The organism is Bacteroidota bacterium (genome assembly GCA_008933805.1).
In the GTDB taxonomy this organism is placed as follows: Bacteria; Bacteroidota; Bacteroidia; order UBA8524; family UBA8524; genus SB11.
In genome coordinates this window covers 169445-192070 of the sequence record WBUH01000002.1, presented here as the reverse complement: position 1 = coordinate 192070, position 22626 = coordinate 169445, and the positions used below count along the sequence as shown (strand labels likewise).

Sequence of the window (22626 nt, the reverse complement as noted above, 5' to 3'; positions counted from 1 at the left end):
ACTGAAAAAGGTTTAATGCAACTATCGTAAAAGAGTAATGCTGCCGCTTTTGATGGTATAGATGTTATCAGCACCTGAGTACTTTGCAGTGTAGATATAAACTCCATCAGGAACAGGCACCCCATTTATTGTACCGTCCCACGAGTTATTTATATCATTAGTGCTAAACGTTTTGCGTCCCCAACGGTCGTAAATATCCATCTCAAACGTTTTTACACTTCCTGATACAATTAAAAACTGAGGGTTCACCCCATCAATATTGGGTGTAAACGAATTAGGTATCCAAACAATCGGGATTAGTTTCACTTCTACTTCGTTAGACCAAGCTGTATCTGATTTACCGCTGTTTCGGTATGCAACAATCCTGTATCGTTGTAAGTAATTTTCAAGTCCGTCAAAATATTTATCGGTTGTGTCACTGCTTACGTTTCTTGAAAACACAGGGCTTAGCTCTGCATCGTTCCTACGATACACTTCATAATTACGCACTCCATCGTCCCAACCCTGATATGGTGTCCAGTTTACGGTAACATCATAATCTTTGGGTGGCTCAGAACTCGCCCAAACGTTTACATGCACGGGTGAATAAAAATCACCCCCGCACAAGTTTTTACCTCGTATCCGGTATTCGTAAGGATTATTATCAGTGTTGATGTTGGTATCTGTAAAGTTATTTACGGTTCCCGCAACTGCACCCACTGTTTTCCAATGGTGAGTGGTGCCCGCATTGCGGCGTTGTATTGCAAAGTCATGAGAATATAGCGGGGCACTGTCCAACTGCCAAGCAAGGCGGATATGGTCGTCTGGAAAACCTACGGTAACATATTTAATAGTCAAATAAGGTCTGTCAGCAAATACATTCTTACGCATCGTATCACCAATACAGCCTTCATCAGTTATCTCCACCACCTTCAGGTTGTTATATTTTTGACCGCTAAAGCTTACAGTAATATACTTGGTTCCATTACCACTATCAATAGTCCCCCCTTCCATAAACCAATTAAATGTTGAACCTGCATTACCGCCTGAGTAATATGGATTTCGGTTAAATGTAGGGTAACAAACAATGGTATCACCGCGTATGGGTTTGGTTTTGGGTTTAGGAGTCACCCTAAGCACGCTGTCAATCAACACCCCTATACAGGTATCCTTACTGGTTTCTATTACGGCAAGGGTAAACAAACCAACAGTGTTAGCATCAAAACGAATGGTATTGGTTCCTTGCCCTTTAATGTTGGTGCTGTCTCCATTGATAAACCATTTATAGGTTGACCCCGGAAATCCATTAATAGTGTAAGGCGCATTGGTTTCACCTTCACAAATTTTAAAACGTCCTACAATTTCATTGGCTGTTGGTATAGGATTTAACAATATATCCAGCGCTACAGGTGCACCAATACAAGGAATATTATTTATAGAATCGTAGCTGATTTCAAACACACTTACTTGGGCGTTTCCAAACTTGCCCCAGTTGGCAATAACGCTGAAGGTGGTATCGTCTTGCACAATAGTTCCGCCATTAATGCTCCAGAAATAATCCGAGCCTTTGGTCTTCACTACTTCGTACCGTATTCCGCCTGTAAACTCACACATGGTGTCCCTACCTACAGGTTTAAAGCCCTGTAATACGTGATTTTTAACCACACTTATCTCCACAGTATCACCGCTGCATCCCCACTTTGTTGTTTCAAGCATTTTTAATTTACCGATACCAACCCCACCCCAATCAATTGTAATTGTATCGCTACCGTTACCATCAACAATGGTTCCGCCTTCAATAAACCATTGATAAACAGACTCGTTACGCGGTGGGTATGCGCTGTAATTTACCCCGCGAATGTGCGGACATACCGACTGGCTTCCATAAATGCTGTCGCTGAATGCTTTTGTCTTATTCACCTGCAAACGAAGTGTATCGGCAATACAACCATGTTTTGTTGTTTCAATAATTGCAATTTTACCTGTACCGATTGAGCCCCAGTCTACCTGTGCAATATGAGGTTGCGGCAAGTTGTTAAGGGTTCCCCCTTGTTGTACAATCCATTGGTATGTGCTACCGGGGACGGGTGTTAGCGGGTATTGTTTAGAAGTAAACTCGCAAACTGTATCGTTTGGTAAAGGCACAACCACGGGGTGAGCACCAATCTCAACTAAATATTCACGCTGTGGAGCTACACAGCCAAAAGCACTGGTTTCAACCAATCGTAACTTTCCTGTTCCTGCATTTCCCCAATTTATTTTTACAGTGGTTAAGCTATCGGCTCCAATTATCGTCCCCCCAATTACGGACCATTTGTATTTATGCCCTACACTATTGGTCATGGTATAAATTATCCCCGTATCCCATTCACAAACTAATGCCTTACCGCTTATTCCCCCAACACCTACAAATTTTTTCACCTCAATGGTAAAAGTTACGCTGCGGGTTTTGGGCGGGCACCCGTTATCTACCGCATCAACTACAAAGTTGTACAAATTGGTACGACCCTGGTCGCAGCTTGTTGTCCAGCAAAACTGTGAAGTAATATTTTGTATTGACGAATCTGTTTTAAACGTCGCTTTAGGCCCCTGCCAAGTAGGGTCATCGCCAAACACCTCGCCCCTGGCGCTTATTTTCACCTGCTGTGTAGTATTTGCATCTGCGGCAAGTATGCTGAAACACACAGTTTCACCTGCGGTAATGGTGCGGTGATTTGTGCCACCTACAGGAGATATTGAAGGGGTTGAGTTGGGCGGACAGCTAATTACAATAATCTGTACATCTCGTCGTATTACGCTAAGCACTGCTCCGTTCCTCCATTCGGTTACCTCCATTGCCACTGAATACAACCCTGTTTGCGAAGCCAACATAGTCGTTAGCCCGTTTAATTGGTCGATTTGTGAAATTCCGTTACCTCCAAAGGGAAATGTAGCTGAAAAGCCATTCCGGTAATTAATGTCAGCAGGGAAAGCGAATACATCCGGAGGATCAGGCGATGGATCGAAGCTTGTTCCGCCGGCCCAAGGTCTCACTAGTTTGTACGTAAGAGAATCACCATCAGGGTCAACGGCTTTGTTTAAGTAAGTTGTAGTATCGTTTGCACAGATGTATGGTGCAGGAATATCTGAAAATGTGGGTGAACTGTTTATTGTTGAAGTAGGAGGAATAAATGCATAATACGATTGTCCTGTATTATCAAAAATATTTATTTGAGAGTTGTTGCGGCAACAACGTGAGTACAATAAATGATACCCAAAGTTTGAAGCCGGTAAACTTACAACGTTGGTATATATCCCCTCTTCTATACAAACATCTACAGTATTGGGGCAGTTGGCACCTTGTGGCGGATTAACAGATTTACGACTTGAAAGATTAAAGCTTATAGAATTTGTAAGGTCTTTAAAGTTGTCATCCTCATAAAACCCTATGGAAATAACATTATCAAAATCACCGGGAACTGTATTACGACAATCGCGATAAATGGTAAGAGTAACCCTGTACCTGTACTGCCCACCTGACAACCCCAAGTATTGATAACTCATACTACCTCCTACCAAGTGGGTAGCCTTTGCCGCTGTGCCACAAAGTAATACCACAAATACCAGAAGAAGTTTATACCATTTAAAGCTCACGTTGATTGTCAAATCTTTGTTAAAGTTAATCAATTAGACAGACGAAAGGTATAAAAGAGTTGTTCGGCCATTAAAAAAAAGTCATTTTTTTTGTTGTTGCATCCAATGCAAATTTTATTAAATTTGCAGCCCTTTAAATAAAAAAGGAAATGGCGAGGTAGCTCAGATGGTTAGAGCGCAGGATTCATAACCCTGAGGTCGGCAGTTCGATCCTGCTTCTCGCTACCAATAGAACAAAACCCTTGCAGTGCAAGGGTTTTGCTATTTAGCGGATTCTCTATTGTAAAGAGATTGATTTTAAAGCATTGATTTACACACCACTTGTAGTTCGATTCTGCTCCGATTGACAGCCGCAGAGTCATGGTTTGATAAATAATCATGGGTATTTGCACTATACCGAAATTAATAGCGATTCACTAGTGAGTGAATTTTAATACCCCTTCGTAACCCAGCATCATTAAAATCCGTTTTGGGAACACCCCACTATACATAAAAATAATTTATGTGAAACATAATAAACATATATTTTAATTTATATTTATTGTGTTACACCTTTGCACAGTCAAAAAAACAATAATGAAAAAAATCACTGTAGCAAAAGGGGATGGCATCGGACCTGAAATTATGAATGCAACATTAAGCATTATGAAAGCCGCAGGAGCCGAGATTGAAATTGAGGAAATAGAAATCGGCGAGAAAGTTTATTTATCCGGAAACACAAGTGGTATCAGTGCAAGTTCATGGGGCAGCATACGCGAAAACAAAGTGTTCCTTAAAGCTCCGATCACAACCCCACAGGGCGGAGGCTACAAAAGTCTTAATGTAACCATGAGGAAATCATTGGGCTTATATGCCAACGTTAGACCTTGCAAAAGCTTTTATCCTTTTGTAAAAACAAAACATCCTGTAATGGATGTGGTGATAATACGTGAAAACGAAGAAGACTTGTATGCCGGTATCGAGCATCAGCAAACCGAAGAGGTTATACAATGCCTTAAATTAATTACCCGGCCCGGATGCGAAAGAATTGTTAGGTATGCTTTTGAGTATGCGAAAGTGTATGGACGCAAAAAAGTGAGCTGTTTTACAAAGGATAATATCATGAAACAAACCGACGGCTTGTTTCACAAAGTATTTGATGAAATATCAAAGGAATATCCAGACATAAGGGCTGAGCACTGGATAATTGATATTGGGGCGGCAAAAATTGCTGAAACACCGGAAGAGTTTGATGTTATAGTAACCCCAAATCTTTATGGGGATATACTTTCTGATATGGCAGCACAAATTTCAGGTTCGGTGGGATTAGCAGGTTCAGCCAATATAGGCTTACAATGTTCTATGTTTGAAGCAGTTCATGGCTCAGCTCCAGATATTGCTGGAAAGAACATAGCAAATCCCTCAGGCCTATTGCGGGCGGCAATAATGTTACTAAACCACATTGGGCAGGCAAGTGTAGCAGAGAAAATAAAAAATGCCTGGTTGTATACACTTGAGCAGGGAATTCACACTCAGGATATTTACAAGGAGGGGCTAAGTAAACAAAAAGTAGGAACAAAAGAGTTTGCAGAAGCTGTAGTTAACCACCTTGGAAAAGAACCAACTATATTGACCTCGGCTGATTATAACAACAACGCTGAGTTTAATCTGCCAGAATACAAACGAAAGCAGCCTGCAAAAAAAGAGTTAAAAGGAATTGATGTTTTTGTGGACTGGAAGGGAAATAACGCTGAAGAACTCGCCATCATGCTAAACAAGCTAAATAATGAGGCAAAACTGAGCATGATAACCAATAGGGGGATAAAAGTTTGGCCGGATGGCTTTGAGGAGACTTTTTGCACAGATCATTGGCGATGCAGATTTATGGTAGCAGAACAGGCTACTATGCAGCCCAAAGATATTTTGACCATACTAGGGAAAGCCATTGAGGAGAACATTGATGTGATAAAAACAGAAAACTTGTATGAGTTTGATGGTAAGAAAGGCTTTTCGCTAGGACAAGGACAATAATAACATGAGCATTAACTTTTACTATGGGGTACTTCCAAAAAGTAAGCTACCCCATAGTGCATTTGTTACTAAAACAACTTCTATTTGTTTCTAAACCATTCAAATTGTTTTGAGATAATATTGCTTTTATTGTTTTGTAAAAATACTTTGTAAGCTTCAGCGGCAGGGCTAAATTTTTTATCCTTTAACCAAATGAGATTCCAATTGGTTATAATCGGAAGTCCTTTCACCTCAATTATGGTAAGTTCACCGTTTTTAAGTTCATTCTTTATACCGATTAAAGGCATAATCGAGAATCCCAAGCCCGCCAATACAGCTTGCTTAACAGCTTCGTTTGAAGTCAACTCCATTTTCTTTAATACATGAATATCATTGTCTGAAAGAAACTTCTCCATCACCTGACGGGTAGCAGAACCTTGTTCACGGTATATCAACGGTAAATTTTCCAAAGTTTTCAGCTTTATTTTTGCCGGAGTTTCATTTGTTTTCCTGCCCACCAAATAAAGCCTGTTTTCCATCAAGGGTATATTTTCAACAGCTATGTTTTTCGGCAAAACAGAGACTAGTGCGTAATCAACATCATTATTTTCTAAGTGTTTTATTACAGTAGCCTTATTGGTCACGTCCATTATTAAGTCAACGCCACTACTTTCATTTAGAAAATCCGTTAAAAAATAAGGCATAACATATTTTCCTGTTGATACAACTGATAGCTTCAGCTTTCCTACTACTTGTCCTTTGTGTTGAAGTGTTTTATAATTTATTTCATCCACTTGTTGTAAAATACTCTGGGCAGCACTTGCTATTTCCTTTCCAAAATCAGTAATATAAATTTTGCGTCCTATAACTTCAGTTAAAGGTATTTCAAATTGATCTTGTAAATTTTTTAGCTGGATAGATACGGCTGGTTGTGTTAAATGTAACTCCTCAGAAGCCTTGGTTATACTGCCCAACTCTACAATTTTTGCAAATACTCGTAATTGGTTTAGAGTGTAATTCATAAAATAAGTTTATCCTTAACATCAAATATATAAATGTAAATATATGATTTTGAACTTTCACTTTTGCACCATAATAAATCCATAAATTATGAGTAATAAAATGATACATGAGGCGCTTCCCTTTGTTGATGGATTATTCTCTCCATCAGAAGCATCAGAAATGCTATACGACATTATTAGCCGTGCAATGAACTTTTGTACGATTAAGCAATGGAGTGAATGGGAAAAAAACAACTCTGCCGATCTCTCGCACTATGACAATATGAAGGCAGACTTTGACTCTAGAAGGATTAAAATAAGGGAAGAACTAAAGAAACTAAGTTCAGGTGACCAGAAGTTAAAAATTGAATTAGTTTTTAACGTACAAGTTGATAGTAAATAATTTACAAAATTAACCCATCACCGGCCAAAAATGGAATTCAGCTTACTCATTGATAACCTTACAAACCCCGCTTTACTTTTTTTCTTTTTGGGAATTATTGCAGTAAAGCTTAAAAGTGATTTGGAAATACCTCCAAATTCTTCAAAATTCATCTCATTATATCTACTTTTTTCAATTGGATTCAAAGGAGGGCAAGAATTGGCTCACAGTGGTATTAATGTAGAAATTATGTGGTCCATCCTGTTTGGAGTTGCCCTTGCCATCCTCACCCCTGTCTATTCCTTTTTCATATTAAAAAAGAAACTGGGTGTTGAAAATTCTGGTGCAATTGCCGCAGCTTATGGCTCTGTTAGCGCAGTTACATTTGTTACAGCGGTTTCTTACCTTGAGCTTCATAAAATAGATTTTGGCGGACATATGGTAGCTGTAATGGCTTTGATGGAAGCACCGTCAATAATAATCGGGGTATTATTAATTGATTTTTTTAAGCAACAAGGTAACAGTAATACATCGTTTAAAAAAGTACTTCATCATGCGCTTACAAATGGCAGTGTATTATTGATAATGGGCAGTCTTATTATTGGCTTCTTGGCAAGCAACGCACAAGCGCAAGGTATTAAGCCTTTTACAACAGATATTTTCAAAGGTTTCCTCGCGGTCTTCTTGCTTGATATGGGAATTGTTTGTGGTAGAAAACTGACCGACCTTTATAATTACGGGCCTTTCCCGCTAATATTTGCTATCCTTATACCCGCAATCAACGGTATTATTGTGGCTTTTTGTAGTGCAATGGTAACTAATAACTTAGGCAATAGGTTTTTGCTAACTATACTCGCTTCCAGTGCTTCTTATATCGCTGTGCCTGCAGCTATGAAGTTGGCCGCACCAAAAGCTAATCCGGGTTTGTATGTCCCTATGGCATTAGCCATAACTTTCCCTTTCAACATAACACTTGGTATGCCTATTTATTTGGCCATACTAACAGCATAAACAAGAAATCTAAAACAAAACAGTGTGGTAATTGTTTTTTGTGGTGTTGTAAGTTTTTACGATAGTAAAGCTATTATAATTAAGTATTACTAATACAAATTGAGTGGAAGAACTATTAAAAAATATAAGAATACAGGTTAGTGATCAGCTGTTTAATCAAGACCCTGATTCAAAATTATTGGGTAAAAAAATAGTTAGACACAGCATAGATCTGATTGAAGAAATCGGTTTTGAAGCATTTACCTTCAAAAAGTTAGGTGAAAAAATTGGATCCCCTGAAAGTACCATATACAGGTACTTTAGAAACAAAAAACAACTGCTAATGTATCTAACTTCCTGGTATTGGACTTGGTTAGAGTGCCGCCTAGTATTCTTTACCAATAATATAGTATCACCGCAAGAACGTTTATCACGTGCTATAACTGTAGTTACACAATCAATAAATCACCACTCTGAATACACCTATATAAACGAAGTAAAACTTAATAAAATTATTATTTCAGAATCGTTTAAAGCTTTTCTTAATAAAGAAGCTGACGAGGCAAATAAACTTGGTTATTATCAAGTGTATAATCGCATAGTGGAAAGAATCAGTGATATGGTTTTAGAGGTATCGCCAAAGTTTCAATATCCCCATACACTTGTTTCCACAGTCATTGAAGGAGCACACTTTCAAAAATTTTTCTCAAACAACATACCCCTTCTAACTGATGTGGGAAAAGACGAGACAAAGCTGGTTAATTTTTTTACAACTATGGTTTTTAGAATGATTAAGAATGATGATGAAAAATGAAGATATAAACCTACGACCCTTGCAGCGGTTTTGGCGTTTGTTGCAAGTTGATAAAAAAGAAATAAGCCATGTTTATCTGTTTGCCTTATTCAATGGCCTAATGAACCTCTCGTTACCCTTGGGTATACAAGCCATTATTGGATTAATACAAGGGGGTAAAGTGTCTGCTTCATGGGTAATACTAGTTATATTCGTTATTGTCGGCATTGCCATTTCAGGGTTTATGCAAATGATGCAGTTAAAAATAACTGAAAACCTGCAACAAAAAATATTTACCAGGGCTTCATTTGAGTTTGCGTTTAGAATTCCGAGAATAAAACAAGAGGCATTATACAAATATTATCCGCCAGAGCTTGTAAACCGTTTTTTTGATACAATCTCTGTTCAAAAGGGTTTGTCCAAAATTCTTATGGACTTTTCTTTAGCCTCTCTTCAAGTGCTTTTTGGGCTTCTCCTTTTATCCTTCTACCACCCATTGTTTATTGTGTTTGGTTTAATACTCCTTCTTTTGATATACCTCATTCTTGGGTTTACAGCAAAACGGGGGTTAAAGGCAAGTATAGAAGAGTCTAAGCACAAATACGAAGTTGCCCATTGGTTGGAAGAATTGGCCCGTACAATGGATACATTTAAACTGGCAGGAAAGACAGATTTACCTTTAACCAAGGTCAACCACAATGTCGATTCCTATCTAGACTCTAGAAAAAAACACTTCCGCATACTATATACTCAATATGGTTTTCTAGTAATATTCAAAGTTATAGTTGCGGCTGGATTATTAGTTGCAGGGGGGTTATTAGTATTTAAACAACAAATGAATATAGGTCAGTTTGTTGCTGCTGAAATTGTAATACTAATGGTAATAGCTTCTGTTGAAAAACTTATTTTGAGCCTAGATACTATTTATGATGTATTAACATCGCTTGAAAAACTAGGGCAGGTAACAGATTTACCGCTTGAAGAGCAAGGAGGAGAAGATGTTGTTGATGTTTGCAGGAATGAGGCATTAAAAATTGAATTAGATAATATCACATATAGCTACCCTGAACAAGAAAACCCAGCCATTCTTAGTTTTTCCCTGAATATAAATCAGGGAGACAAAATATTGATTACTGGCGAAAGTGGCTCCGGAAAATCTACCTTATTGCAACTTATTACTGGCGTGTTTACACACCAAAAAGGAAATATAAGCTATAACAATATCCCCATAAATAACATAAAAAAAGAATCTATACGAAACATACTCGGCAGTTATATGTCACATGATTTACTTTTCAATGGTACTTTGTCTGAAAATATTAGTATGGGTAGAGGAAGTATTAGCCGTGAAAACATACTTTGGGCAGCTGAGAAAGTAGGATTAAGTGCATTCATAAAGAATCTGCCGCAAGGGTATAACACTTTAATTTTTCCTGAAGGAAAAAGATTACCCCGTAGTGTAAGCCAAAAAATACTTTTGGCACGTAGTATAGCAAGCAAACCTCGGCTGCTGATACTTGAAGATATGATGGACGCACTTTCAGCCAAAGAAAAAAAGCAATTAATATCCTTTTTAACATCAAAAGAAATGCCTTGGGCACTAATTGTGGCATCACAAGACAAACAATGGGTAGAAAACTGTGATAAATCAATAATCCTCAACAGAGGCGAAGTTGTAATTGAAGGTAATTCAGAGTTGGTTAAAAATAGTGATTGGTTTAAAGAAACGTAAGATGCTCAATATATCAAAAAATTCAGTAAAAGGTGCTTTTGACATAGAAAGCTACAGCTCTTTTTCGAAGCTTTCTAAACCTAAAAAAAATGTTTTGCTCAGACTCATTGCAACAACACTTTTAATAGGTATTGTTATTATGTTTTTACCTTGGACGCAGAATATAAGGGCAGAAGGATATGTGACTGCACTTCAGCCAAACCAAAGACCTCAAACAATACATTCAATAATCCCCGGAAGAATTGAGAAGTGGTTTGTAAATGAAGGTGACCAAGTTGAAAAGGGTGATACAATTGTATTTATCTCAGAGGTGAAAGAAGAATATCTTGACCCTGAATTATTGCAAAAGACTGAACAACAAGTGAAAGCGAAAGAGCTTACTGTAAGTTCATATATGGAGAAAGTAAAAGCATTGGATAGTCAGGTAGATGCATTGTTAAACAATAAAAAACTAAAAATTCAACAAGCGCAAAACAAACTGAAGCAAGCACTTTTGAAGGTACAAAGCGACAGTATTGCCCTTAAAGCAGCCGAAACTGATTATACCATTGCCCTAAAGCAATTAGAGCGTATAGAAGGTCTTTATAAGGACGGCATAAAATCACTTACCGACGTTGAACAAAAAAGATTAAAAGTTCAGGAAACACTATCAAAAAAAATTGGCGAAGAAAATAAGCTGCTGACAAGTAAAAATGAGGTGTTGAATGCTGAAATGGAGATGGAATCTATAGATGCTGAGTATAACGACAAAATAGCAAAATCGAAGTCGGAAAAGTTTACTGCACTATCAAGTATGTATGATGCTGAAGCAATTGTAACAAAGTTGCAAAACCAGTATATGAACTACTCCATCCGCAGTGGTATGTATTATATCACGGCCCCCCAAAATGGATACATTACAAAAGCAATAAAATCAGGTATTGGTGAAACCATTAAAGAAGGAACAGAGATTGTGAGTATTATGCCTTCCGATTATCAACTGGCCGTTAACATGTACGTTGAGCCGATAGATTTACCACTAATAAATAAAGGAGAACCTGTACGAATTCAGTTTGACGGGTGGCCTGCGATTGTTTTCAGTGGGTGGCCCAATGCCTCGTACGGCACATTTACAGGAAAAGTGGTGGCCATTGATAACTTTATTAGCCCTAACGGCATGTACCGGGTTTTGGTAGCCCCCGATGAAAATGAATATAAATGGCCCGAGGAAGTTAAAGTGGGTGCCGGCGCTAAAACTATTACATTATTAAATGATGTACCAATCTGGTTTGAGTTATGGAGAAAGCTTAACGGTTTCCCCCCAAACTTTTATTCTAATGTTGAGCAAAAACAAACTAAAGAGGTAAAATGAAAAGAATATTTCTTATCCCCCTTATTTGTGGCTTACTCTACTCAACCCAAAACATGGCTCAAAATGACAGTGGGGTATTTACTTATGAAGTATTCATAAGTTATGTAAAACAATACCATCCCGTATCTATACAATCTCGTCTTGTGGCAGAGATTGGTGAACTTGAAATACAAAAGGCAAGAGGAAGCTTTGACCCTTTAGCATCTTCTGAGGTTAAACAAAAATACTTAGGCGGGACTACCTACTATGATTTAAATCAACACCAAGTAAAAATACCCACTTGGTTTGGAATTGAAGGTAAAGCAGGGTTTGAGAATAATACAGGTGTGTTCCTAAATCCGGAAAACTACACAAAATCCGGATTATGGTATGCGGGTGTTACCGTCCCGCTTGGACAGGGGCTTTTTATTGACAAAAGGAGAGCCATGCTTAAACAGGCCAAAGAATTCAGCAGATTGTCAATAGCTGAACAACAGTTAATGATAAATAACTTATTGCTGGATGCCTCTATTGCTTATTGGAATTGGTACATAGCATACAGAGAAGTAAATATTAATGCAGAAGGACTGCTATTGGCAAGTGATCGACTAAGTGCAACAAAAAAGTGGGCCATTGCCGGCGATAGGCCATTTATTGATACTTTGGAAGCCGACATTCAGTATCTGAACCGACTTGTAAGCCTAGAACAAGCACAATTAAACTTCAATAAGTACACCTATGAACTTAGTACATTTTTATGGAGTGAAAATGAAAGCCCTCTTCAACTAAGCGATTCTGTAAAACCCCAAATTAATATACCAGACATTTATTTAAGCCTACCTGTGTTGGGAGAAAGCATGGATAGTATAAAGATAAACAACCCGTTATTGAGCCAATTACAAAGTCAACGTACAATCCTATCAATCGAAAGACGCTTTAAAGCAGAAATGCTTAAACCTCAGCTAAATTTGAGTTATACCCCTCTAGCTCAAGCTACCGGGAACAACCCTTTCTCCCAGTATTCAATTAATAATTATACCTGGGGACTGAACTTTAATGTTCCAATTTTTCTAAGAAAAGAACGTGCAGAATTGAGCCAGGCTAAGCTAAAGATAAAAGCCATTGAACAAAAAACAGCACAAAAATCATACGAGCTAACTAACAAAGCCAAGTCCAATTTGGTTGAAATAAATAACCTCCAACGTCAAATTTCACTGTATAAAAAGAATGTAGAAAGTTATAGTAGGCTTTTGGATGCAGAACGACAAAAACTTTCAATAGGAGAAAGTTCATTGTTTCTGGTTAATACACGAGAACAAAATTATTTGAATGCTCAACTAAAATTGGCAGAAGTAATAGCAAAGCAACAGCAAGCCTTAGCCGGGTTAAAGTGGACTCTTTCTGAATGGTGATAGGAAGCGTACTCATACATTTCTAGTATTGTTTTTATAGGGATTGAGTTGCTGTTTGTTAAGTTTAGTTCTAACTCATCCATCCTTCTTTCGGTTGGATTAACTATCAAACTAATGTACTTGATTTGAAATGAAAGGAACTAAAAGATGTTTTAGATACACAACCATTTGGAAGTATAGGAAATATCTTACTGGAGAAATGTAAAAACAGCAAATACACGATTAGCAGTTTAACAATCGACTAAGCTAAGCCGTCTTTCAGACTATAAATTGTAGTCAAAATTCGTTGATTGTAAATTTGCAACTAACTGATTTTAAGCAATAAGTAATGAATCTGGCTCGATAATGAAATGCTTCGGACTACAAAAACTAAAACCCTTGCTAAGCAAGGGTTTTGTTGTTTTTAGAAAAACGGATATTATTTCCATTTGTGCCTATTCGATTGATTTAAAGCATTTTATTAGTTCGATTCTGCTTCGGTTTTTTATCAAATAAAGCCTACCCTCAATCTTCTGGACGTTTTAATTTTTACATAACCCTTTTGGCTTGTATTGTTTTATCCTTTTTAATTATCCATTAACAAATTAAAATCTTGCCACCAAGGTTTCGCAATGCATTTTTTATATTTTTAAATCGTGAATGGGATAAAGCAAATATGTTTATTGTTAGCAGTTATATTAGGAATACCAGTTGCCGGGCTGCCGCAAGACGCTGTAAAAGAAGTTGAATCGTATTTTGAAAGGGCTATGGTTTATAATAACCTGTCTATTTTTGGGCAAAGCATCAACGAGTTGAATCTTGCTATAGAATATGCCCACCGCCATAATTTAAAAGAACAGGCTATTAACGCTACTATTACGCTGGCCGAAACGATGCGCATGACAGGCGATTTTGATAAAAGCCTTGAGTTGCTGATAAACCTGCCGCAAAGCCCTTTATATCCTAAATTGCATGTGCGAAAACTGGGAAGAATAGCGGCAATTTATAATGAGTGGAACACACCGCTGGTAAAAACCCCAAAAGATTCAGTAATCCGTTACCTTGACAGTGCCCTTAAAATAGCAGCGGCCATAAACCTGCAGGCCGAGCAGGCCGGACTGTATAACGAGTTGGGATATACAATAGCCAGTACTAACCCATACAAAGGGTTGACTTACCTGCTAAAATCGGCAGAAATGTTTGAATACCAAAAAGACACACACAACTACGTTGGTTCGATGACAAATCTGTTGAGGGTGTATGTGGGGTTAAAGAACGCTGTAAAAGCCAACGATATTATTAACAGGCTATTGCCGCTGGTAAGTGGTAAACAGTGGTATGCGGCAGAAACTGAGTTATATAAGACTATTGCGTCGCATTACCATTCTTTAAACGACACCGTTTCTGCCCAATACTGGTTATCAAAAGCGGATAAAGGTACAATACGTAGCCTTGAAGCCAAAAACTCAGCACAGGTAAATGCTTTTCGGACGCTATATGAAACCAAAAAGCTGAAAGAGCAAGTAACTGCTATGGAACTGGTGACCCAATTGAAGCAGGAAGCCTTGGACAGGCAGACAAGGCGTACTCAGGAACTGGTGATATACCTGCTGGTGCTGGCCTTGATGGCAATGGGTGTGGTAGCTCTTTTGCTCAGGGAAAGAAACCTTAAACGGCGACTAAAAACCACCAATATAAATTTGCAGGTAAGCAACGAAAAATACCAGGTGCTGATGGTGGAAAGCAATCACCGGATAAAAAATAACCTACAGATGGTAATTTCAATGTTGCAATATTCAGGCAGGGGAGCCGATAAAGAAATTTCAGAAGCATTCCATCAAATGTCAGGCAAAATACAAACCATTAGCATGCTGCATAAGCGCCTCACAGCCGATGTACACAATGAGCAGGTGACTATGGATGTATATCTCGGCGAAATAATAGCATACTACCAGAATATGGCGCCTGCCATCCCACAAATTACCGCCTCAATTGTCCCGGTAAAAATTAAAAGCGAAAGAATTATTTACTTTGGTTTGATTTTGAACGAGATGATTGCCAATACCATAGCCCACGGAAACAGCGTAAGCGGTACGGTTAAATTCAACGTTACGCCCCTTGCACAGGGGTATGGTTTTGAATATACAGATGGCTCTAAACATGCCCTTACGGCTGCAAAAGGTACGGGCAGCGCCCTCATACGGCAGCTTACGCAGCGGGTGGGCGGAACAGATTTTATATTTAACCCATCCAGCGGGCAGTATAGGTTTACATTTTATGAGTAAAACAAGGGTAGTAATAATAGAAGACGAGTTTTTTGCAGCCAGTCACCTGGGCGAATTGCTCACTGATTTGGGGTATCTAGTGTGTGGAATATATTACAGCGGCGAAGATTTTTTAAAGCAAACAAAGTGGGATTTTGATATTGCTATTGTAGATATATTTCTCTCAGATAAGATAACAGGGTTAGATATAGCAGAAAAACTGAATGAACGGTTGAAGCCATTTATTTTTCTTACTGCCAACCAGGATAAACAAACCCTTAGAGCCGCCGCCCGTCTCATTCCCCAAGCCTATATAAGTAAACCTTTTCAGCAAAATGATGTGCAGGCCGCACTTGAAATTATTTCTCACGGGCTGATGCCCAAAATACAGGTGCGCACCACGCATGGCATCGAGGAGATTAGTTCGGGAGATATTATATATATTCAGTCTGATGGTGTGTATGTCCAAATTCACACCACCACCGGCAAAATAACCCAACGGAAATTACTGAAAGAAATACAGGACGAGCTTCCTGCTTCATTCATGAGGGTGCACAGGTCATATCTCGTCAATACACAATATATTGAGAAAAGAACTGCAACCACACTCACACTACGGGGTGAGGTTATTCCCATATCACGCAACTACAGAACCGAACAGGATGTTTAATTTGCTCTGAGGTTAGGTTGCTGCCATCCGCAACAAAAACTTGCTGTTTACTACAAAAATCCTTATCCATTTAATGTGCGGTCTACCTTTGGGTATCATTATTAACCAAAAATTAAAACATTATGGAAGGACTTGATTTAGGAGAGATTCTTCAAATAGGAAGCATCGCTTCAGATGTTATTAAACATCGTGATAACCCGCTTAAATTCATCGAAAGTTTTTTTAGCAGTGAAGAAGCACTACAATCTTACCTGGAACAAATAGACCAAGATATTGTGCAGGGTTTTAAAAACCTGGTGGAGGAACTAAACGAAAAAACCTACCTCGAACAATGGTCGGCTATCAGTGCTACGCTTACTCATATACACGACCAACGAAAAAGTTATGCCACACTATTTGGCGCTACCTACAAGGGCACCGATGGAAATTATTATTTGGTGGACGACCAAGGTGATACCGTGTTGTTTATAGATTGGGCCATTGGCTCTAAAGATGCATCGGGCAACCGAACAGGGGGGGTGCTGGAAGAAATGTATGGCTGGCTAAATCAGGGAGAAATAAGAAATCAAACCTTATCCAGCTTATACGGAATATTTGAAGATGCACCGGGCACCAACCCGTCGCCATCATCCAACAACCAGTACGGTCATAATGCTATTGAATTATTGATTACCATTATTAATGCAGCGCAAACCTTCAGCGGAGGGCCTATCAGCAGTTCTTATGCCACAAATTTGCAGGTAAACTCATTGTATTCATTCCAGCAGGCTATTTATAAGCTTACTACATCTGTGTTTTTTACCCACGATGCTATACTCCAGTTTTTAAATTCAGCAACAGGAAGCATGCATGGAAGAAACTCTGCCTATAACCTAATGGTAAACAACTTTGGTACAGCTACAACCGAAGGGACTGTGTGGTACAAATTTGCCGATGCAATGGCAGCCCTATCACAAGGAAACCCTGACCAGCAGCTAATGAAAACCGCCTTTAATGCCACACAGGTTCCCCCAGCCAATGCGCAGCCAATGATAAACTCCGATGCTTTATACGGGGGTGGTCCTGACTGTTTCAGATGGTGCCCTTACAATTTCAACCTCAGCGATTATTATCAAAATGCCTTCATCTCGTCCATTGGGTTCGTTATAGTCCCTCCTATGGGCTCAAACAGTAATAACTACATGTATGTTGGTTTGCAGGGCACTGCCACCCAGGTGGGGCCGGGGCTTACATTTACCCCCATGATAAACCCTGTACCCCCAATGTATGACCTTAACGCTCCGGCAAACTGGGTGATTGTTGATCCCGCCTCGGATAATTATAATTACAATGGCTGTTTCCAATTAACCAATTATAACTTTAATTATGTAACACCACCTGCCATACAGGATACCACTACACAAATACAGGTGATTACCGGGTTTAAACTGGGTAGTGTAACCAATGGGCCCGGAGAATATAACCTTGCTATAAGCCTACAATTTGGAGTACTGGATGTAAGCGACCCCCAAAACCCAACGGTTACTGTACCCGACACTACCTATTACGCCCCGGAATGGTCGGATCAGATGGGCATACAGCAATACCTGAGCGGCAATTTTATTGGCAATTTAGGCGGCACTACTGTACAAGACCAGCAAACAGGCGTACTTACCAATGTAACGATTGATCGTGAAGCCAACGGAGCAAACTCTATTAACGTGCAAATATTTCCCAATGCATACCTGCTAAATATGTTTCAGCCAGCCAATGTAACGCCTATAATAAATTCACAAACAGCACCGTCAAACTGAAATTCATAGATTACATTTAATTACGGCCATTATAGGACTTGTTAGCAGTTTACCGCAAAACTTTAAAAATAGTTCGATAATGATATGCTCCTGGCTACAGATACTTCAAAACCCTTGCAGTGCAAGGGTTTTGCTGTTTTATGGGATATTTAGCCGTTTCAACTTATCCTGTAATTTTCAATGATTGTATCAATCCATCAGCTATTTCTAAGTGATAATTTAATACAATAGGGCTGCCGTCAAATTTCCCTGAAGCCTCTGCTTTTAAAATGCTTTGGATTCCTTTTTCTTCAAAGCAGACGGGCTGCATGGTAGCTTGGTACCTCGCATTGGCATCCGCAATCCAAAATTCTATCTCTTTCCGCCCTTTGTGCGTTTTGCCTTCATCATGGACTACGGCTATTTCGGAAAAACATTTTGCGTAAGCAACACTATCAAAGTTGTTTTGTGCTTCTACTAAATCTGATACTATCTTCGGTAAGTTCATAATTAATTATATTGGGTTATTAAATAGTTGGTACTGTTCCGCCGTCAATGACGAAATTTGTTCCTGTTAAATAATTGGCTCTCGGTGAAGCCAAAAACCCGACTAATTCAGCAACCTCTTTGGGTTCGGCGGGCCTGCCAAAAGGTATTCCACCCAACGCATCCATCACACTTTGCTGAGCCTCTTCTACAGTACTATTTGCACTTCTTGCAATCTCGCCCAACCATGCTATTGATGCTGTTGTATTTATCCATCCTGGTGAAACTGTAAGCACGCGAACACCTTTTGGCGTAACTTCATTCGATAAGCTTTTACTGTAATTGATCAAACCTGCTTTTGCAGCGGCATAAGGCAGGGTAGAATCGTATAGCGGTAATATACCCTGGATAGAAGCGATGTGGATAATAACATCACTTTTCCGATCAATCATTTGCGGTAAAAACCCTCTGTCAAGTCTGACAGGAGCCAGTAAATTAGCTTGCAGGGTTGATATCCAATCCTCATCATTCAATGCAGAAAAACCACCGGCGGGTGTTGATGAGCCACCAAGGTTGTTAACCAGAATATCCAGCCTGCCATAGGTTGACAGCACTTCGCTGATTACTTTTTGCGCACCTTCTGCCTTGCTCAGATCGGCAGGAATAAAATGCAGGCTGCTGTTTTCTTTTTCAGGAGCATTTCTTGCGGTTATAATTACAGTTGCACCAGCTTGTAGCAGCCTTTCTGCAATGGCCTTTCCGGCTCCTTTTGTACTTCCTGTCACCAGGCTGATTTTGCCTGATAATTCATTTTGATAATCCATTTTAGATGTATTTAATTTCTTTGGGCAAATCTCTGTAGTACGTTAGTATCTCACAAGTACGGAGTTACGATTCAGATAGGGATAAGTTATTCCCTATTGGACGACTTGGGATAGAGGTTTAACTTTGCAATATGTATGAGAGGAAAGTAATGCCGAACCTGAACTGTGGGCTTGACCTGGTAGGTGAAGTGCTTTACGGAAAATGGAAGATACGACTGCTTTGGTTTATAGATCAGGGGCATAAGCGTCCAAGCGAACTGCAACGCAAAATACCCGATGCTTCACGCAGGGTTTTGAACATGCAGTTGAATGAATTGGAAAAACATGAACTGATTACCAGAAAAATTTATCCCGTTGTACCGCCAAAAGTGGAATACAGCCTTACAGAATTTGGTAAGACGGTAATTCCCGTTATTGCTGCATTAGGGCAATGGGCCGATAAACATGAAGACCATTTACGAGACGTGATTTTGAAACAAACTGTAATTTCGGATTTGAATGACAACCTGGTTATCTAAGCTGTTTATCGGAATATAATGTTCAGTTATTGGAATTAAATATGGCATTAATTTTACACAATGCTTTTTTGGCAGACTTGCCTGTTTGTGCATAGATTTTATCAGCCAATTATTGTTTAATAATCGAACACAACCCTTTACTCCAAAATTGAGAGGAAAGGAGGCTTATGCTCTTCAAATAGTTCGATAATCTTCCTGTCGAGGCTACCAGATTTTCAAAACCCTTGCACCGCAAGGGTTTTGTTGTTTAATAAGTTTATGAGCTATAAACGAATTTCATGTAAGATTTTGATTTACAACATGTTTATGGTTTGCTTCCGCTTTCATTAGTTTTTTTGACTATTGCAATAAGACCCTATTCTCCTGACAATTAGCGACAATAGCTAATTATTTTCCTAAGTTCAATATATTTTTATTGTTTTTCAATAAAAATATATTGAACTTGCATCGTCTATTAAAAATCTTTGAAAGATGTCAAAAACAAACAGCTTTGTGTTTTGGGGCTTATATATTGTGGCTTGGATCATTTTTGTAGGCTTGTCTATAGAAGCCGGGGGCTTATTAGTAAACTTTATTTTCAGTCTGTGTAAGCCTGAATTTGTTCAAAATCTTTATCAAAAGTTGGATTTATCTGCAATATATAAGGAAAGTAGATTGGCTTTTTTTGGCATCTATAGCTTTATACTAAGTATTTCAATTTTAAAAGCTTGCCTTTTTTACATAGTAATCAGATTAATGCACCAAATGGATTTATCAAAACCGTTTAACACCTTTGTTTCAAAGCAAATTTCACTAATTAGCTATTACACCCTTATTATTGGTCTATTAAGTTACTTTGCCAGGCAGATTACCAAAAGTTTAATGCATCACTGGGTTGTTCTCGATAACATAAACTCCTTTTGGGAAGACAGCCAGGCATTTATTTTAATGGGAGCAGTTATTTACATTATTGCAACTATTTTCAAACAAGGAGTGGTCATACAAAACGAAAACGATTTAACTGTATAGCTATGTCAATCATTGTAAACTTAGATGTAATGATGGCAAAGCGAAAAATGTCACTTAATGAGCTATCAGAAAAAGTGGGGCTAACACTTTCTAATCTCTCGATCTTAAAAACCGGAAAAGCAAAAGCTATACGCTTTAGTACACTTGAGGCACTTTGTGAAGTGTTGAATTGCCAACCCGGAGATATTTTAGAATTTAAAAATGAAATGAATGAAAAATAAACTAACACATTTTGCCATACATATTGATAACATTGATAGGGCAAAGAAATTCTACGACGAAGTTTTTGAATGGGGTTTTAACTCTTATGGACAAGATGACTTTTTGCAAATCAAGGCAGATAAGTCAGAAGATGGAGAATTGATTGGAGCAATGCAATCAAGAAAATATTCACCAGTAACTGAAAAGGTAATCGGTTTGGAATGTACTATTGGTGTTGAGAATATTGAGGAAATCATAGAAAGAGTTAAAAGTAATGGCGGACAAGTCCTTATGCCAAAGACTGCGATTCCGTATGTTGGTTACATTGCCAAGTTTTTGGATACAGAAGGTAACTTGATTTGTGGAATGCAATATGACAATTCAGCGAGATGAAAACTTCAAGAACAATTCATCCGGACTTTCAACTCTTATTGGACTTTAAAGGTCAAGATATAATTGACTTATTTAAAGACTTGCGGGAATATATTTTGGAGTTGCATCCGGACTCTAACGAACTTGTTTATCATACCCACGCCTTGACAGCGGTTTTTTCAATCTCCGACAAGCTATCAGACGCTTTTTGTATGTTGCCAATTTACACAAACCACCTAAACTTAGGCTTTAACAAAGGGGCGCTTCTTAAAGACCCTAATAAACTTTTGACAGGGACAGGAAATTTAATTAGGCACATTGACGTAAAAAAAACAAGCGATTACAGAAATCCTAAAGTAAAGGCATTAATACAAGAATCCATTGACTTTGCGATTAAGGATATGGGCAAACCGACAAAATCAATCGGTAAAACAATTTCAAAAATTAAGAAGAAATGAAAGCCTAGTTTCTAAATGGTGAGATTAGGTCACTTATTTTGTTCAAATAGTTCGATAACATTATGCCCGGTCTACTAATAATAACAGGCGTTGCAGTTCAGAAAGCCTTTTTTGTTTTTTGTCTAGCATAACACATCCAAAACAAATAATAGACACACGATTTATTATTTTTGTTACCCCACTTATTTAGACGAAAAAATAAACAATGTTTGAAAAAACTAAGGATCTATTTAGCGAATTTACATTTCTGAATCCCAAGGACCTGCTTCAACTTGCCACTATTATTAAGTTTAAGCATCTTAAAAAGGGTGAACATCTGGTAAGGGAAGGTGCTTTTAATTACAATGCTATTAAAGTTATCAAGGGTTTGTTGGCGCATTATGTGATTGATAAAAATGGAGTTGAAAAAACATTGTTATTTGTACCCGAAAAGGGGTTTTCCGGTTCATTGCAAACTACTATGAACAAAAAACCGGCTGACGAGAATATTGTAGCTCTTGAAAACAGCTGGCTTGTATCTATCGATATTAGAGAACTGGAAAAACTGGCTTCTGAAAATATCCGAATACTAAAAATACTGAGTCAAAGCTACAAAGAGATTATTTTAGATGCTGCCACACGAATAAAATATTTAATTGTGCATAGCCCTGAAGAACGTTATTTACATTTCACCAAAACCTATCCCAATTTAGAGCAAAGAGTAAAACAAAAGGATCTGGCTTCTTTTCTTGGCATTACCGTTAGCTCACTTTCGCGTATAAGAGCACGAATTGCGAAAAATAAAAATTAGCCCCCATTTCGAAATTGCCTTAAGACAATTTTTTTAAAGTTTT

20 protein-coding genes and 1 tRNA gene are annotated in these 22626 nt (G+C 38.4%); 17 read left to right on the top strand and 4 right to left on the bottom strand.

The genetic code is table 11. From position 1 onward, the window contains the following. Window positions 1-21: 21 nt before the first annotated feature. On the bottom strand, window positions 22-3624 hold the full coding sequence (locus tag F9K23_02960) for a gliding motility-associated C-terminal domain-containing protein (GenBank protein KAB2918119.1): 3603 nt from the start codon (window positions 3622-3624) through the stop codon (window positions 22-24). A 139-nt stretch (window positions 3625-3763) separates the two neighbouring features. Between F9K23_02960 and F9K23_02955 the strand changes: the two genes are divergently transcribed. Both F9K23_02955 and F9K23_02950 read left to right on the top strand, forming a co-directional pair. Further along, a tRNA-Met gene (locus tag F9K23_02955) sits at window positions 3764-3840 on the top strand. A gap of 348 nt (window positions 3841-4188) precedes the next feature. Then, a complete protein-coding gene (locus F9K23_02950; GenBank protein ID KAB2918118.1) occupies window positions 4189-5622 on the top strand; it encodes an NADP-dependent isocitrate dehydrogenase in 1434 nt (477 codons plus the stop codon). 80 nt (window positions 5623-5702) lie between these two features. Here F9K23_02950 and F9K23_02945 read toward each other — a convergent pair whose 3' ends face one another. Beyond that, the gene (locus F9K23_02945; protein ID KAB2918117.1) at window positions 5703-6623 is read right to left on the bottom strand and encodes a LysR family transcriptional regulator; all 921 of its coding nucleotides are present in this window, start codon (window positions 6621-6623) and stop codon (window positions 5703-5705) included. An 88-nt stretch (window positions 6624-6711) separates the two neighbouring features. Here F9K23_02945 and F9K23_02940 point away from each other — a divergent pair, with 88 nt between their 5' ends. The 9 genes from F9K23_02940 to F9K23_02900 all read left to right on the top strand — a co-directional run bounded on the left by F9K23_02940 (window position 6712) and on the right by F9K23_02900 (window position 17947). Then, the gene (locus tag F9K23_02940; protein ID KAB2918116.1) at window positions 6712-7005 is read left to right on the top strand and encodes a hypothetical protein; all 294 of its coding nucleotides are present in this window, start codon (window positions 6712-6714) and stop codon (window positions 7003-7005) included. A 30-nt stretch (window positions 7006-7035) separates the two neighbouring features. After that, window positions 7036-7995, top strand: a complete 960-nt coding sequence (locus F9K23_02935; protein KAB2918115.1) for a sodium-dependent bicarbonate transport family permease — start codon at window positions 7036-7038, stop codon at window positions 7993-7995. Between the two features lie 103 nt (window positions 7996-8098). Further along, window positions 8099-8788, top strand: a complete 690-nt coding sequence (locus F9K23_02930) for a TetR/AcrR family transcriptional regulator (protein KAB2918114.1) — start codon at window positions 8099-8101, stop codon at window positions 8786-8788. Then, on the top strand, window positions 8775-10499 hold the full coding sequence (locus tag F9K23_02925; protein KAB2918303.1) for an ATP-binding cassette domain-containing protein: 1725 nt from the start codon (window positions 8775-8777) through the stop codon (window positions 10497-10499). Before F9K23_02930 ends, F9K23_02925 begins: the two co-directional genes overlap by 14 nt. Before the next feature lies 1 nt (window position 10500). Beyond that, window positions 10501-11850 (top strand): HlyD family efflux transporter periplasmic adaptor subunit, encoded by a 1350-nt coding sequence (locus F9K23_02920; GenBank protein ID KAB2918113.1) that lies wholly within the window; start codon window positions 10501-10503, stop codon window positions 11848-11850. Continuing rightward, window positions 11847-13241: a TolC family protein gene (locus F9K23_02915; protein KAB2918112.1), complete on the top strand. Its 1395-nt coding sequence runs from the start codon at window positions 11847-11849 to the stop codon at window positions 13239-13241. Before F9K23_02920 ends, F9K23_02915 begins: the two co-directional genes overlap by 4 nt. A 662-nt stretch (window positions 13242-13903) precedes the next feature. Beyond that, window positions 13904-15505, top strand: coding sequence for a sensor histidine kinase (locus F9K23_02910; GenBank protein ID KAB2918111.1), 1602 nt, complete (start codon window positions 13904-13906; stop codon window positions 15503-15505). Beyond that, window positions 15351-16154: a response regulator gene (locus F9K23_02905; protein KAB2918110.1), complete on the top strand. Its 804-nt coding sequence runs from the start codon at window positions 15351-15353 to the stop codon at window positions 16152-16154. The genes F9K23_02910 and F9K23_02905 overlap by 155 nt, the downstream gene beginning before the upstream one ends. A gap of 122 nt (window positions 16155-16276) precedes the next feature. Further along, on the top strand, window positions 16277-17947 hold the full coding sequence (locus tag F9K23_02900) for a hypothetical protein (protein KAB2918109.1): 1671 nt from the start codon (window positions 16277-16279) through the stop codon (window positions 17945-17947). Window positions 17948-18110: 163 nt separating this feature from the next. Here F9K23_02900 and F9K23_02895 read toward each other — a convergent pair whose 3' ends face one another. Both F9K23_02895 and F9K23_02890 read right to left on the bottom strand, forming a co-directional pair. Continuing rightward, entirely contained in the window at window positions 18111-18434 is a 324-nt protein-coding gene (locus F9K23_02895; protein ID KAB2918108.1) for a nuclear transport factor 2 family protein, read from the bottom strand. Between the two features lie 19 nt (window positions 18435-18453). After that, window positions 18454-19236 carry an SDR family oxidoreductase gene (locus F9K23_02890; protein KAB2918107.1) on the bottom strand — a complete coding sequence of 261 codons (783 nt, stop codon included), beginning with the start codon at window positions 19234-19236 and terminating at the stop codon, window positions 18454-18456. A 131-nt stretch (window positions 19237-19367) separates the two neighbouring features. Here F9K23_02890 and F9K23_02885 point away from each other — a divergent pair, with 131 nt between their 5' ends. The 6 genes from F9K23_02885 (at window position 19368) to F9K23_02860 (ending at window position 22583) form a co-directional block, all read left to right on the top strand. Beyond that, window positions 19368-19754: a helix-turn-helix transcriptional regulator gene (locus F9K23_02885; GenBank protein KAB2918106.1), complete on the top strand. Its 387-nt coding sequence runs from the start codon at window positions 19368-19370 to the stop codon at window positions 19752-19754. A gap of 471 nt (window positions 19755-20225) precedes the next feature. Continuing rightward, window positions 20226-20762, top strand: coding sequence for a DUF2975 domain-containing protein (locus F9K23_02880; GenBank protein KAB2918105.1), 537 nt, complete (start codon window positions 20226-20228; stop codon window positions 20760-20762). A 2-nt stretch (window positions 20763-20764) separates the two neighbouring features. Then, window positions 20765-20983 carry a helix-turn-helix transcriptional regulator gene (locus F9K23_02875; protein ID KAB2918104.1) on the top strand — a complete coding sequence of 73 codons (219 nt, stop codon included), beginning with the start codon at window positions 20765-20767 and terminating at the stop codon, window positions 20981-20983. After that, window positions 20973-21356, top strand: a complete 384-nt coding sequence (locus F9K23_02870) for a VOC family protein (GenBank protein KAB2918103.1) — start codon at window positions 20973-20975, stop codon at window positions 21354-21356. Before F9K23_02875 ends, F9K23_02870 begins: the two co-directional genes overlap by 11 nt. Next, complete coding sequence (locus tag F9K23_02865) at window positions 21353-21793, top strand: DUF1801 domain-containing protein (GenBank protein KAB2918102.1); 441 nt, start codon at window positions 21353-21355, stop codon at window positions 21791-21793. The genes F9K23_02870 and F9K23_02865 overlap by 4 nt, the downstream gene beginning before the upstream one ends. Window positions 21794-21998: 205 nt before the next feature. Beyond that, entirely contained in the window at window positions 21999-22583 is a 585-nt protein-coding gene (locus F9K23_02860; GenBank protein KAB2918101.1) for a Crp/Fnr family transcriptional regulator, read from the top strand. Window positions 22584-22626 lie beyond the last annotated feature (43 nt).